10 protein-coding genes and 1 pseudogene are annotated in these 12,741 nt (G+C 62.1%); all 11 read left to right on the top strand.

The annotated features are described in order from the left end of the window. Positions 1–90 precede the first annotated feature (90 nt). The 11 genes and pseudogenes from OH491_RS03220 to OH491_RS03170 all read left to right on the top strand — a co-directional run bounded on the left by OH491_RS03220 (position 91) and on the right by OH491_RS03170 (position 12,738). Positions 91–1,107: a helix-turn-helix transcriptional regulator gene (locus tag OH491_RS03220; RefSeq protein WP_334319140.1), complete on the top strand. Its 1,017-nt coding sequence runs from the start codon at positions 91–93 to the stop codon at positions 1,105–1,107. A gap of 158 nt (positions 1,108–1,265) precedes the next feature. Continuing rightward, entirely contained in the window at positions 1,266–1,757 is a 492-nt protein-coding gene (gene gspG / locus OH491_RS03215; RefSeq protein ID WP_068769829.1) for a type II secretion system major pseudopilin GspG, read from the top strand. Positions 1,758–1,761: 4 nt separating this feature from the next. Continuing rightward, entirely contained in the window at positions 1,762–2,511 is a 750-nt protein-coding gene (locus OH491_RS03210) for a type II secretion system protein (protein ID WP_145928633.1), read from the top strand. Beyond that, positions 2,469–3,263 (top strand): type II secretion system protein, encoded by a 795-nt coding sequence (locus OH491_RS03205; RefSeq protein ID WP_342750856.1) that lies wholly within the window; start codon positions 2,469–2,471, stop codon positions 3,261–3,263. Before OH491_RS03210 ends, OH491_RS03205 begins: the two co-directional genes overlap by 43 nt. Then, positions 3,260–3,937, top strand: a complete 678-nt coding sequence (locus OH491_RS03200; protein WP_084441948.1) for a PulJ/GspJ family protein — start codon at positions 3,260–3,262, stop codon at positions 3,935–3,937. The genes OH491_RS03205 and OH491_RS03200 overlap by 4 nt, the downstream gene beginning before the upstream one ends. A 308-nt stretch (positions 3,938–4,245) precedes the next feature. Further along, positions 4,246–5,436: a hypothetical protein gene (locus OH491_RS03195; RefSeq protein ID WP_342750855.1), complete on the top strand. Its 1,191-nt coding sequence runs from the start codon at positions 4,246–4,248 to the stop codon at positions 5,434–5,436. Positions 5,437–5,440: 4 nt separating this feature from the next. Further along, positions 5,441–6,883, top strand: a complete 1,443-nt coding sequence (locus tag OH491_RS03190; protein ID WP_068769360.1) for a hypothetical protein — start codon at positions 5,441–5,443, stop codon at positions 6,881–6,883. Between the two features lie 76 nt (positions 6,884–6,959). Then, complete coding sequence (locus tag OH491_RS03185) at positions 6,960–7,484, top strand: hypothetical protein (RefSeq protein WP_068769361.1); 525 nt, start codon at positions 6,960–6,962, stop codon at positions 7,482–7,484. Positions 7,485–7,944: 460 nt separating this feature from the next. Further along, positions 7,945–10,274 (top strand): annotated as a pseudogene (locus tag OH491_RS03180) (type I restriction-modification system subunit M). Continuing rightward, positions 10,271–11,572 carry a restriction endonuclease subunit S gene (locus tag OH491_RS03175; RefSeq protein WP_068769362.1) on the top strand — a complete coding sequence of 434 codons (1,302 nt, stop codon included), beginning with the start codon at positions 10,271–10,273 and terminating at the stop codon, positions 11,570–11,572. Before OH491_RS03180 ends, OH491_RS03175 begins: the two are co-directional and overlap by 4 nt. Before the next feature lie 62 nt (positions 11,573–11,634). Then, positions 11,635–12,738, top strand: coding sequence for a ComEC/Rec2 family competence protein (locus tag OH491_RS03170; RefSeq protein WP_342750854.1), 1,104 nt, complete (start codon positions 11,635–11,637; stop codon positions 12,736–12,738). The last annotated feature ends 3 nt before the right edge of the window (positions 12,739–12,741 follow it).

The raw sequence follows: 12,741 nt of genomic DNA, 5'->3' as shown, positions 1-12,741 counted from the left end.
TAATCAAGGCGGTTTGAAATGGAGATAAACGGCAGAGACATGGATAATATTGGCTGGATTAGGCAATGGATGGGAATAAACCTTGCGGGCATGAAAATGGAACAGCGTCCGGCAAGGCATGGCGCAGGCGCGGAGCCGGAGGAAAACGAGCGGCGCGGCGCGCGACCGCGGGGGCGGCAGGCGGTGGCGCCACCGCCACGGGGCGGCGCGCCGGCATCCCGCGCCGACCGCATGGCGGCGCGGGGGCTGCTTTCGCCGCAGGTTTCGCAGCCGCGGTCGCGCTACTTTTTCCTGCACCTGCCGCAAAGCCCGGCGGCGCGGGAGAAGGCGCGGGGCCTGGCGCTGGGCGGCCGCGAGCATTGCAACCCCGACTACCATCTCGACCGCACCTCATTCGCGTATCATGTGATCGAATACGTGGTGGAGGGGACGGGGCGCGTGCGCATGGGAGGCGGGGCGCGGCATCGGCTGGGGCCGGGGAGCATCTTTGTCTGCCGGCGCACGACGCGCTGCGAGCTTGAGACCGACGCGGATGCTCCGTTGGTAAAATATTTCCTGTGTCTGGCGGGCGCGCCGGCGCTCGCGCGGCTGGCGGGCGCGGGGCTGGCGGCGGACCGGGTGCGCGTGCTGGCGGCGCGCGGCGAGGTGCGCAGCGTGATGGAGGATTTGTTGCGCGAGGGCGAACGCCCGGGGGCGCGAGCGGCGGAGATTTGCGGGGTGCTGTTTGATTTGTTGCTGCTGAAAATCGCCGATGCGATGCCGCGCGGCGGCGGGGCGGGGCGGGCGGGCGCGGCTTCGAGGGAGAATTTCCTGCGCTGCAAGGCGCTCATCGACGGGCAGGCGGAACGGCTGGCGTCGCTCGACGACATCGCGGCGGCGGCGCGGCTGGACGGGTCGAGCGTGTGCCGGCTTTTCCGGCGGTTTCAGGGCATCAGCCCGTATCAGTATCTGCTGCGCCGGAAGATGAATCTGGCGGCGGAATTTTTGATGGACGGACGCGGTTTGGTCAAGGAGGCCGCGCAGCATGTGGGTTTTGCCGATCCGCTGCATTTTTCGCGCTGCTTCAAGGCCGTGCATGGCGTGCCTCCGAGCGGGTTGCGGCGGTGAGCGAAACGGCAGTCCTCCAAGATAAAGAACAAAGAAAAAGAGTTTTTGGGGAGGAATGTGATCCGGGTTGTAGCCTGCCGGCGTGGCCGGGCGTCATACTCCGTCGACCTTTGCGCGCGCTCGACAACGGGCGCGCGAGGTTTTTTATTTCCTTCCTCATGACTCCCCGAACACGCTTCTCCTCCCAATCCATCCGCCGCGCCGCCCGCCGGGATTCGCGCGGGTTCACGCTGCTCGAAATCCTGCTGGCCGTGGCCATCCTCGGCATGCTTGTCGCGCTGGCCATCACCAATGTGGACCGGATCTTCGGCAGTTCGCAGGAGGACACTGCGCGGCTGTTTGTCACCCAAAGCCTGCAAGTGCCGCTCCAGTCCTACCGCACGCACATGGGCAACTACCCGAGCACGGCCGAGGGGTTGCAGGCGCTCATCACGTCCCCGGCGGACAAGGCCGACCGCTGGCGCGGCCCCTATATCACGGGCGACAACATCCCGCTCGATCCGTGGAAGAACGCCTACCAATACCGGTTCCCCGGTGTGCGCAACCGGACCGGCTACGACGTGTGGTCGAAAGGCCCGGACGGGCAGGACGGCACCGCGGATGATATCGGAAACTGGTCAGCCGGCCCGGCCAGCCAGGCGGTGCAGTGATTCCGTGACCACGGCGCGCTCCAGCTTTCTTGTCGGGCCTGACCTTGCGTCAGGCCGCGTGCGCGTGTGGGGCCATCGCACTTCGACTAAAACCGAGGCGTTTCCTCTCCGGCGCGGCCTGACGCAAGGTCAGGCCCGACGTTTTCCCCTCCATCTGCGGGGCGGGCGAGGACGCGCGGCTTTCACCCTGCTCGAAATCCTCCTCGTCATCGCGCTTATCGGAATGATCACGGGCGTGTTTATCGTGGGGGCGGTGAGCATCTCCGATTCCAAGCCGCCTTCGTCTGAGGAGGTGTTTTGGCAGGCGGTCAACGGCTGTCGCAAACAGGCGCTCCTGTCCGGGCGCGAGGTGACGCTGCGTTTCGCCAAGGGCGGGAACGAAGAACCTTCCGCGCTCGTGGCGACATGGGAAGGCGGCGAGACGCGCTATCCGTTTGGCGTGGCAAAAACGGCCGCCGGCGGCGGCGCTGCGAGCGCCGGAAGCGGCGGGGGTGGCGGGGGCAACAATGCGGCCTCCGCCGCGAACGTCGCGATGGTGGTCTGCGATTTTCTTACGACGCAAAAAGGCAACAGCACCATTCTGGTCGGCGGCGCCTTGATGGAGACGGCCACGCTGGCGTCGGTCACGTTTTACGGTGACGGCACCTGCACGCCATTCCGCGCGCAACTGCGCGCGGGCGGCTCGGAGCCCTTGGTGCTCGACATCGACCCGTGGACCTGCGCGCAGGTGCTGGTAAAGGAGGAGGCGCGGTGAATTTTCGATTTTCGATTCTCGATTCTCGATTGGGGCGCTGCCGCGCCAAAACGCATCCGTCCGATCTGTCTGATCCGGCAAATCCTTTGGCGCGGCAGCGCCATCAATCGAGAATCGAGAATCGAAAATCGAAAATTCACCGCGCCTTCACCATGATCGAGGTGCTCGTCGCGCTGGCGATTTTCGCGACAATGGCGGTCGTGCTGGTCGCATCCTACCTCAACATCCTCACCGCCTACGAGGTCGCCGGACGCGGCCCGGCGGGCGAACTCGACGTGCGGTTCGCCCGCGAGATGCTGCTGGCCGAGGGCAGCCTCGACGCGGCGCTGGCCGGCGCGGATTTCGAGGGGGCGGACGGCGGACGCGTGAAATGGAAGGCCGAGGTCGAGCCGACCGAGACGGCGGATTTGTTCCTCGTCACCTTCACTTGCGAGATCGAGGCCGCCAAAGAAAGCCCGGCGCGCACCGTTGTGGAAACGTTCCGCCTGCTGCGCCCGACCTGGTCGCAACCGGCCGACCGCGAGGCGTTGCGGGCGGAGACGCGCCAGCGGATTCTCGACATGCAGATCACATCGCCCCTCTCCGGCTTCGGTTCCGGCATGAGCAGCGGCGTCGCCGGCGGCAGCAACGGTGGCTCGGGCAAAGGCGGCGGCAAGAACTCCGGCGGCAAAAATCAGGGCCAGGGCGGTGGCAAAAACCAAGGCGGCGGCAGAAATAATCCCGCCTCGCAAAACCAGGGAGGACGGCGATGAAAAAAAAGCCCGCGCCGCGCCTCCACTCTCTCCGATCCCGCCGCGCCTTCACCCTGCTTGAAATCCTCGTGGCGGTCGCCATCGCGGCGCTGGTCTTTGTGGGCATGAACATGCTCGTGCTTTCGATGGGCGAGCTGTGGGGACGCAACAGCGACCTGCGCCTCTTCGAACTCCACACGCGCAATGTCACGCGCTTTGTCGAACGCGAACTGGCGCGCGCCGTCCTGCCGCCCGCCGTGCTCTCGACCGCCACCGCGCCCGCCGTGAAGGAAGTGCGCCTGCCGACCGGCGCGACCGAGGAACTGCTCACCTGCGAATTTTCCGGCGGCAGCCGCCTTTGCGCGTGGCCGCAGCGTCCGCTGCCCAACGTCGTGTGCTCGCTGGCCGTGCGCGACGGCGCCGGGCTCGTGCTGCTCTGGCATTCGCGCCTGGAGATCAACTTCGCCGACGACGCGCCGCGCGAGACGGTCATCTCGCCGCTCGTGACCGCGATGAGTTACCTTTATTACGACACCGAGTTCAAAAACTGGAAAACCGAGACCACGTTCCAGAAGGACGCCAACGGCGCCGGCCTCGTGCCGCAACGCCTCAAGTTCACTTTCGCCTACTCCGGCCGCACCATCGAGACGGTCGTCAACCTGCCCAGCCTCGGCCAGGGACAGCCCATGCTATGAGGGATTTACGATTTCAGATTTACGATGGACGATTGGGCCGCTGCCGCGCCGAGGAGGGCGCGCGTGGTGATATGGTATTTCCCCTCAACCTTCGCCCAAATGGTAGGGCGAGGCGTCCCCGCCGAGCCGCGGCGCAGCCGGAGGCTTCGCCCTACCGGCGCTGCCGCGCCACTGTTAATCGGAAATATTATAGTTGCGACACGCAGGAAAACGCCACGCCAGCCTCCGGCGCGGCAGCGCCCCAATCGAGAATCGAAAATCGAAAATCGAAAATTCCGCGCGCCGCGCGCGCCTCCATCCTTGTGCTCGTGCTCATCACTCTGGTCGTGGTCGGCCTGGCGATGACGCTCTTCATCGAAAAGGCGTCCAACGACCTGCTCGTCGAGGTCCGCGCCAACGACGCCTCCCACTTGCGGCTCGAAGCCTATTCCGCACTCGAGACCACGCTTGCCGTGCTGGAGGATTTTCGCGCCACCATCGGCGCGCTCCATAGCCCGGCGGAAGGGTGGGGCGATCCGCTCGGCTTCGCCGCCTACGCGCCCGCCGAGGGGCGCACCGTCGAAATCACCTTTGTGGACGAAAGCGGGAAGCTGTCCCTGCCCAACGTCGAGCCCACCACGCTGGTCAACCTCTTCAAGTCCTGGGAGCTCTCGCAAAACGACGCCGAGAAGCTGGCCGACGCGCTCCTCAGTTGGATGCGTCCCGATTACATCCCCTCGGCCGCCGGCGCGCCGCAGCCCGAGGATTATGAGCGCGACGAAATCCCCTTCGCGCCGCCCGGACGCAGCTTCCAGTCCTTCGACGAACTCGCCTCCATCGACTACGCGCGCGAGGTGTTTTATGACGAGCACGGCAATCGCAACGAACTCTGGCACCGCTTCGCCGCCACCTTCTCGCTTTTCAGCTACGACAACCCGAACATCAACGCCGCCCCTCCGGATCTCCTGGCCGCGCTCGGCGACCTCGACACCACCCGCCAGCAGCAGCGCTCGCTCGACGACTTCCTCAGCGGCGCCGACAACCGCGCGGGCGGCGCCGCCGGTTATTTCACCAGCACCGACGAAATCGGCACCCTCCTCGGGGGCAACTCCCTCGCCATGTCCCTGGGGGTTGAAATCAAGGCCCTCCGCATCATCGTGACCGTGCGCGAAGGCGAGTCGGTTTACCGTCTCAACGTCCTCGTGGCCCCGCCGAAAGGCGCCGCGCCGCCGAAATCCTGGACCGAGACCGCCGAGACGGCCGCGGCGGCTTCCGGCGACGCCAACTCCGGCGCCTCGGCAGGCAACCCCGCCGCCGCCGGCGCCAACACCGCCACCGGACGCTCCGCCACCGGCGTCGCGTCGGGCGGAACCTCCGCCGCCGCCAGCGCGGCCACCACCACGGATCTGAACTACCCATATACGTTCTTGGAAATCCGCGAAAATGATGTGATTCCTAGCGCATCCGCCATCGACAACGCCGCTGCAGACGACACCCTTCTTGCCCCGCGCATCCAGTAAACCCATGCGACTTCCCTCGCTGAAATTCTCCCTCAAACCCCCGCCTCCCCGCGCGGTGCTGCTCCCCGACGACCAGTTTTTCGTGCGCGCCGTGCCCGTCACTCCCGGGGCGTCCCCCGCCGATGCCGCCGCCGAAATCGCGCTCGCCCTCGAGGCCATGGCGCCGTTTCCGCTCGCGCAAATGTATCACGGCCACCACCACCGGCCCGGGGCCCGGCACGCCCTCGTCTTTGCCGCCTACCGCAAGCGCTTCCCCGGCGACAAGACCGAATCGTGGGCGGGCGCCGAGGTCGTGCTGCCCGCGTTTGCCGCCCTTCTCGGCGCGCAGGTCAAATCCGCCACCACCGTCATCCTCACCACCGCCACTACGATGACGGCGATCCACTGGCGCGACGCGGCCGACGCGCCTTCCGCCGTGCTGACGCGGACGCTGCCGCCCGGCGATGCCGGCCCGCGCGCGCGCGACACGCTGCGCGAGGAATTGCTGCGCGAGGCGGGCGAGTCGCTTTGCATCGAGGAAGTCGAGATCGCCGCGACCGACGACAACGGCTCGGTCAACCTCGACGATTCCGATGCCGGCTATGTTTTCCGCGCCGGCCAGCTCGCCTCCGCCTTCACGCGCGACGAACTCGACGCGCTCGACGTGCGCGACAAGGACGAGATCGCGCTTCGCCGCCGCGACCGCCGCCGCGACCTGCTCCTCTGGCGCGTGTTTGTCGGTGGCCTCGCCGCGCTCGCCTTTGCGCTTTTTCTGGAGGCCGCCATCGCCGGCACGGGCATGTGGGAAAAAGTCCGGCAGAAAATCGTGATCGAGCAGGCCCCCTATGTCGCCCAGATCGACCAGGCCAACGCGCTCGCCACCCGCGTCGAGGACATCTCCACGAAACGCCTGCTGCCCTTCGAGATGATCGACCTCGTGAAGGCGAAGCGCCCGCGCTCCGTGCTTTACACCCGCGTGACCACGCGCGACCTCTACACGCTCGAAGTGCAGGCCCGCACCAACGTCCCCAACGACCTGCTCGCCTATCGCGCCACGCTCAACGCCACGCCCGAGCTCGCGTCCGTCGCCATCGAGGACCAGACCTCGCGCAACGGCATCACGACCTTCCGCCTCGTCCTCGCGTTCAAGCCCGAGGCCGTGCACTCCGCCGAGTCCGCGGCCGCCGAAACCGCCGACGGACGGAAGGCGGACGAACCCGAGCCCGGTTCTCCCGAGGCGCTGGCCGCCGCCCGCGCCAGCCGCCTGACTCCGCCGCCCGGCACCGCGCCGACCGTGTCGGAAGCCTTCCGTCCTCCCGCGACGCCCGCACCCGCATTGCCCGTCGCTCCCGGCGTGGTGCCGGGAGCCCCGCCCGCCCCCGACGCGCAGCCCCCCGTGGAACAGACCGCGCCACCGCCCATCGACCAGCCGACCCCGCCCGAAACCGAGCCCCCGACGCAACCATGAGCCGCGCCCAACCCGCCGCTGCCGCTGGCGTGCCTGCATCCCAAATCCGCATTCCGCAATCCGCATTCCGAAATCCATGAAAGCCTTTTTTCTCAGCCGGCTCTTCCGCGAAAAAATCCTGCTTGTCGGGCTCGTGCTCATTGCCGCGGCCATGTGGCTTTCCAGCGCGGGCGGACGCGCCGCGACGCTTGGCAAACAATTCCGCGCGACCTCCAGCACGCTCGCCATGCAGCGCGTCACGATCGAGGCCAAGGACATGATCAAGGCGCGCGCCGAGGCGGCCATCGAGCAGCTCGATCCCTCGCGCACCTTCGACCGCGTGCGCCTCCAGTCGGAACTCGACACCATCGCCAACCGCGCCGGCATCCAGAACAAGTCCATCGGCGACGCCCACACCGAGCGCGTGGAACAGGTGGCGGTGAACAGCGCGCAAGTCACCATCCGCAATGTCGATTATGCCTCGCTGGTGAAGTTTTACGAGGAGCTGAAAACCCGTTCGCCCTACATCAGCATCGAGCAATTCAACATTTCCGCCAACACGGCCAACCCCGCGCAGCTCCTGGTTTCGATCCGCGTCTCCTCGGTCGAAATCGCCCGCTGAGGAGGCGGGGCAGAGCACGCCTGTCAAGATTCACGCGCGCCATGCATGACTGATGTCACGCTGAGTCGGTAGGGAGGCATCTCCGAGGCCTCCGCCGGGCGGGGAGGGATGCCAGAAATTTCATGGGGGGATCGGAGCGTGCTTGCGGATGCCTCGGAGAGGCCTCCCTACCGTGGGATTGTTGCGTCGGGTTGTTCACAGAGACTCCGCCGCGTAACACATGGTTGCATCTGCATGATTGTGGTTTATGGATCTTGCCTCGCCCCATGATATTCTGCCTTCTTATGCGGTAATATCGATGCGTCCAGCCTGCTGCCAGTCCCACCCTTCTTGTCGGCACCAAGAAACCCCGGCGAATATGAAAATCCGCCGCATCATTGGTGGTTTCGCTTTCCGGACTGCCTCCGTTTCCGGTTATTTACGCACGCCAGATCGCTCGTTTTTCCTTTCTCACTAATCCATGTCCCAATCCTCCAACAACCTCGCCGCCTACAGTTGGTCCATCGCCGACCTCCTCCGAGGCGACTTCAAGCAGAGCCAATACGGCCGTATCATCCTCCCCTTCACCCTCCTGCGCCGTCTCGAATGCGTGCTGGCTCCGACCAAAGCGAAGGTGCTCGCCGAGGCTCAAAAGCTCGCCAAACAAAAGCTCCCCGAGGAGGCCCAGGAAAAGCTCCTCCTCCGCGCCACCGGCGGGCTCTCCTTCTTCAACACCTCGCGCATGGACCTCTCCACCCTCGGCGAGTCCGGCATCAAGGCCAACCTCGAGTCCTACGTCTCCGCCTTCTCCAAGGACGCCCGCGAGATCTTCGAATATTTCAACTTCGCCGAGTTCATCGGCCAGCTCAACGACGCCAACCTCCTCTACAAGGTCGTCCAGCGCGTCCGCCAGTCCGACCTCAGCCCCGCCGCCGTCTCCAACCACGAAATGGGCCTCGTCTTCGAGGAGCTTATCCGGCGCTTCGCGGAAAGCTCCAACGAAACCGCTGGCGAACACTTCACCCCCGCGACATCGTGCGCCTCACCACCTCGCTCGTCTTCATGGAGGACGACGAGGCCCTCACCCGGCCCGACATCATCCGCACCATTTACGACCCCACCGCCGGCACCGGCGGCTTCCTCTCCGCCAGCATGGAATACGTGCACGAGCTCAATCCCCGCGCCGTCATCCGCGCCTTCGGCCAGGAACTCAACCCCGAGAGCTACGCCATCTGCAAGGCCGACATGCTCATCAAGGGCCAGGACGTCTCCCGCATCAAACTCGGCAACACCCTCTCCAACGACCAGCTCTACGCCGACAAATTCGATTACATGCTCTCCAACCCGCCCTTCGGCGTGGATTGGAAAAAGATCGAGGGTGACATCCTCAAGGAGCACCTCGAAAAAGGCTACGACGGTCGCTTCGGCCCCGGCCTGCCCCGCGTCTCCGACGGCTCGCTCCTCTTCCTGCTCCACCTCCTGAGCAAGCTCCGTGATCCCAAGGACGGCGGCGCCCGCATCGGCATCATCCTCAACGGCTCTCCGCTCTTCACCGGCGGCGCCGGCTCCGGCGAATCTGAAATCCGCCGCCACATCCTTGAAAACGACCTGCTCGAGGCCATCGTCGCCCTGCCGACCGACATGTTCTACAACACCGGCATCGCCACCTACGTCTGGCTGCTCTCCAACAAAAAAGCCGCCGACCGCAAAGGCCGCGTCATGCTTATCAATGGCGTCAACCTCTGCGGCAAGATGCGCAAATCCCTAGGCTCGAAACGCCAGAAAATGAGCGAGGCCGACATCAAGACGATCACCCGCGCCTTCGGCAACTTTACCGCCATCAACCCGCAATCGCTCGACAAACCTGCCGAAGCCAAGAGCACTCGCGGACGCCCCGCCGCCACACCAAAAACCGAGCCCGAAAAAACTTTCGCCGCCAAGATCTTCAAAACCCACGAATTCGGCTACCGCCGCATCACCATCGAGCGCCCGCTCCGCCTCTCCTGGCAATTCAGCGACGAGCGCCTCGCCTCCCTCCGCTTCGCCAACGGCGCGCTCGAAGCGCCCATGCGCTGGATTTACGAAACCTACGGTCAGACGTGGACCGACAACCCGAAGGACAAAACCTACGGCGACCTCGCCGAGCACGAGACCGACATCCGCTCCGCGCTCAAGGCCGATTTCCCCGAGTTAAAAGAAAAACACGTCAAAGACCTGCTCGCCGTCGCCACTTGGCGCGAGCAACGTGACCTCCTTCTCAAAGCCCGCCAACTTCAGGCCAAACTCGGCACCACCCGGCACGACGACTTCAACGGCTTCGACGACACCCTCGCCGCCACCGGCCTCAAACTCGATGCGAAGGAAAAAAAGCAAATCACCGCTGCCGTCTCGTGGAAAAACCCCGCCGCCGCCAAGGTCATCAAAAAGGTCCATAAAACCGGCAAAGCCGACCCGTTCTATGGCCGGTTTGAAGGTAGGGACGGCTCTCCGAGCCGTCCGTGCATCGTCGAATACGAACCCGATTCCGACCTACGCGACTTCGAAAACGTCGCCCTAGATCCGACCCAGCCGGTGGACGCGCTCAACGAGGCGTATTTCAAAAAGGAAGTCCTGCCCCACGTGCCCGACGCGTGGATCGACGCCACTAAACGCGACCCCAAGGACGACCAAGTCGGCCTCGTCGGCTACGAAATCCCCTTCAACCGCCACTTCTATCAATACCAGCCCCCGCGCGACCTCGCCGAGATCGACGCCGACCTCGACGCCGTCAGCGGTGAGATCATGAAGCTCCTGCAGGAGGTGCATTCGTGAGCAACGGGCGGTATCGGGCGTATCCGGCGTATAAAACCACCGGTGCCACGTGGCTAGAATCGGTTCCCGAATCGTGGGATGTCTTCGACGGAAAGCGCATTTTCGAGAGCTGCCGAGAAACCGCCCACTCGACTGACGAACAACTGGCCGCCAGTCAGAAGTTCGGCGTCGTTCCGCAATCGCTGATGATGGAACTCAACGACGCCAAGGTAATGCTCGCACTCAAAGGAACGAGCACCTTCCGTCATGTTGAGAAGCACGACTTTGTGATCAGCTTGAGGAGTTTCGAAGGCGGAATCGAATACAGTGCCTACACGGGATGCGTTTCCCCAGCCTACACGGTTCTGAGGGCGATCAAGCCTGTCGTTTCGGGCTTTTACAAGTATCTGTTCAAGAGCCGGCCTTACATCTCCGCCCTTCAGGCGACAACCGACAGCTTGAGAGACGGGAAAGCTATCAATTACGAACAGTTCGGTGCGATTGCGCTCCTTCTTCCTCCCCTTCCCGAACAAACCCAAATCGCCAAGTTCCTCGACCACGAGACGGCGAAGATAGATCGGTTGATCGAAAAGCAGGAAGAGTTGATCCGACTGCTGAAAGAAAAACGGCAGGCCGTGATCAGCCATGCCGTGACCAAAGGCCTCAATCCCCACGCCCCCCTGAAGGACTCCGGCATCGAATGGCTCGGCCAAGTCCCCGCACATTGGGCTGTCAAAAAGTTCAATCATTGCGCCACGATTCGTAACGGACAAGTGGATCCGCGAATCGAGCCATATCGCAGCATGGTTCTTTACGCGCCCAACCACATAGAGAAAGAAACAGGGCGCGTCGTTTATCGGGAAACCGCACACGAACAGGGCGCGGATAGCGGAAAGTATCTCTGCCTCCGAGGTGAGGTCATCTACAGCAAGATTAGGCCATCCCTAGCCAAAGCGGCGATTTGTGCTGAGGAGGAAGCGCTGTGCAGTGCGGACATGTATCCCATTAAAGCCGAGAACGGACTATCGGACGAATTCCTGCTTTGGTTTCTGCTAACGCCAGATTTTACCGCCACGGCTGTTCTGGATTCTGAGCGGGTGGCGATGCCTAAGATCAACCGCGAGAAACTAGGAGCCTACAAAATCCCAGTTCCCCCATTGGATGAGCAGGCGGCCATCGTGGCTTACATCGAGAAAATGACCGCTTCCTCCGATAGGCTTATGGCGGAAGCTGAAACCGCAGCCACCCTCCTCCAAGAACGCCGCACCGCCCTGATCTCCGCCGCCGTGACCGGCAAGATCGATGTGCGTAGTAATTAATACGCTTAACCTACTTTTTAAATGCACTGCACTCTTAACCCAGCAACCCAACAAACAAACCTATGAATGAAATCGGATATGAAGTGGACTTTCTCCCAGTCGGAGATGGTGAAAAAAGTGGTGACGCTATTGCAATACGATGGGGCAATCTTTTTGCTGAAAAGCCTGAGCAAAAGGTTGTCGTGATTGATGGTGGCTTTTCTGCCTCAGGAGAGGCACTCGTTGATCATATAAAAAAATACTACAAGACCGAGACTGTAAATTGTTTAATTTGCACACATCCTGACAATGATCACGTTGGCGGTCTTTCAGTGGTGCTTGAAAAGCTGAAAGTCCAAAACCTATTGATGCACCTTCCATGGAAGCATACCAATGGAATCTCAGAGTGGTTTAAAGATGGGCGCGTCACCGATAACAGTGTAAAAGAAAAGCTAAAAGAATCACTCGAGTCGGCCTATAATCTCGAGCAATTGGCTATAAAAAAAGGTATTAATATAATCGAGCCGTTCACGGGGCTTCATGGCTTTGGGGAAAACTTAGAATTTAGAGTGTTAGGACCGACAAAAGCCTATTACGAGGAACTGCTGCTTGAGTTTGATGGCACACCTGAAGTCAGAAATTTTTCAGAAGCAAGTGTCTTTGGAAAACTAATGAGTTTCGGCGCTGATGCTATCACACGAATACGTGAATCATTAGATATAGAAACACTCGATGACTCAGGAGAAACGAGCGCAGAAAATAACTCGAGCGTCGTCTTGCTTTTCAACATAGCCGATGAATATCTGCTTTTTACAGGCGATGCAGGCATTCCTGCTCTGGGAAGAGCCGTTCAACAACTCGAATCAGAAAAATTTGATTTCACAAAACTGAAATTTGTCCAAGTTCCTCATCATGGTAGCAGACGCAATATCGGTCCCTCGTTACTAAATAGAATTATTGGCCCAAAACTACTAGTAGAAAGAAAAATCAAAACAGCATTTGTTTCTGCTGCTAAAGATGGCGCACCAAAGCATCCAGCTAAGAAAGTAACAAATGCCTTTAGAAGACGTGGCGCTCCCATATATGGGACCCTTGGAAAAACTCTTCGGCATTCAAAAAATGCACCGGCACGCGAAGGATGGGGAAATGCAGAATCCTTGCCGCTTTATTTGGAAGTTGAGGATTAAAAC

It is taken from the genome of Termitidicoccus mucosus (assembly GCF_038725785.1).
Taxonomy (GTDB): domain Bacteria; phylum Verrucomicrobiota; class Verrucomicrobiia; order Opitutales; family Opitutaceae; genus Termitidicoccus; species Termitidicoccus mucosus.
This window is presented reverse-complemented; position numbering and strand designations above follow the sequence as displayed.

Coding starts and splice junctions, on each gene's coding strand:
- OH491_RS03220 (WP_334319140.1), top strand. CDS start 91: ATGAAAATGGAACAGCGTCCGGCAAGGCATGGCGCAGGCGCGGAGCCG.
- gspG (WP_068769829.1), top strand. CDS start 1,266: ATGACTCCCCGAACACGCTTCTCCTCCCAATCCATCCGCCGCGCCGCC.
- OH491_RS03200 (WP_084441948.1), top strand. CDS start 3,260: ATGAAAAAAAAGCCCGCGCCGCGCCTCCACTCTCTCCGATCCCGCCGC.
- OH491_RS03190 (WP_068769360.1), top strand. CDS start 5,441: ATGCGACTTCCCTCGCTGAAATTCTCCCTCAAACCCCCGCCTCCCCGC.
- OH491_RS03185 (WP_068769361.1), top strand. CDS start 6,960: ATGAAAGCCTTTTTTCTCAGCCGGCTCTTCCGCGAAAAAATCCTGCTT.
- OH491_RS03170 (WP_342750854.1), top strand. CDS start 11,635: ATGAATGAAATCGGATATGAAGTGGACTTTCTCCCAGTCGGAGATGGT.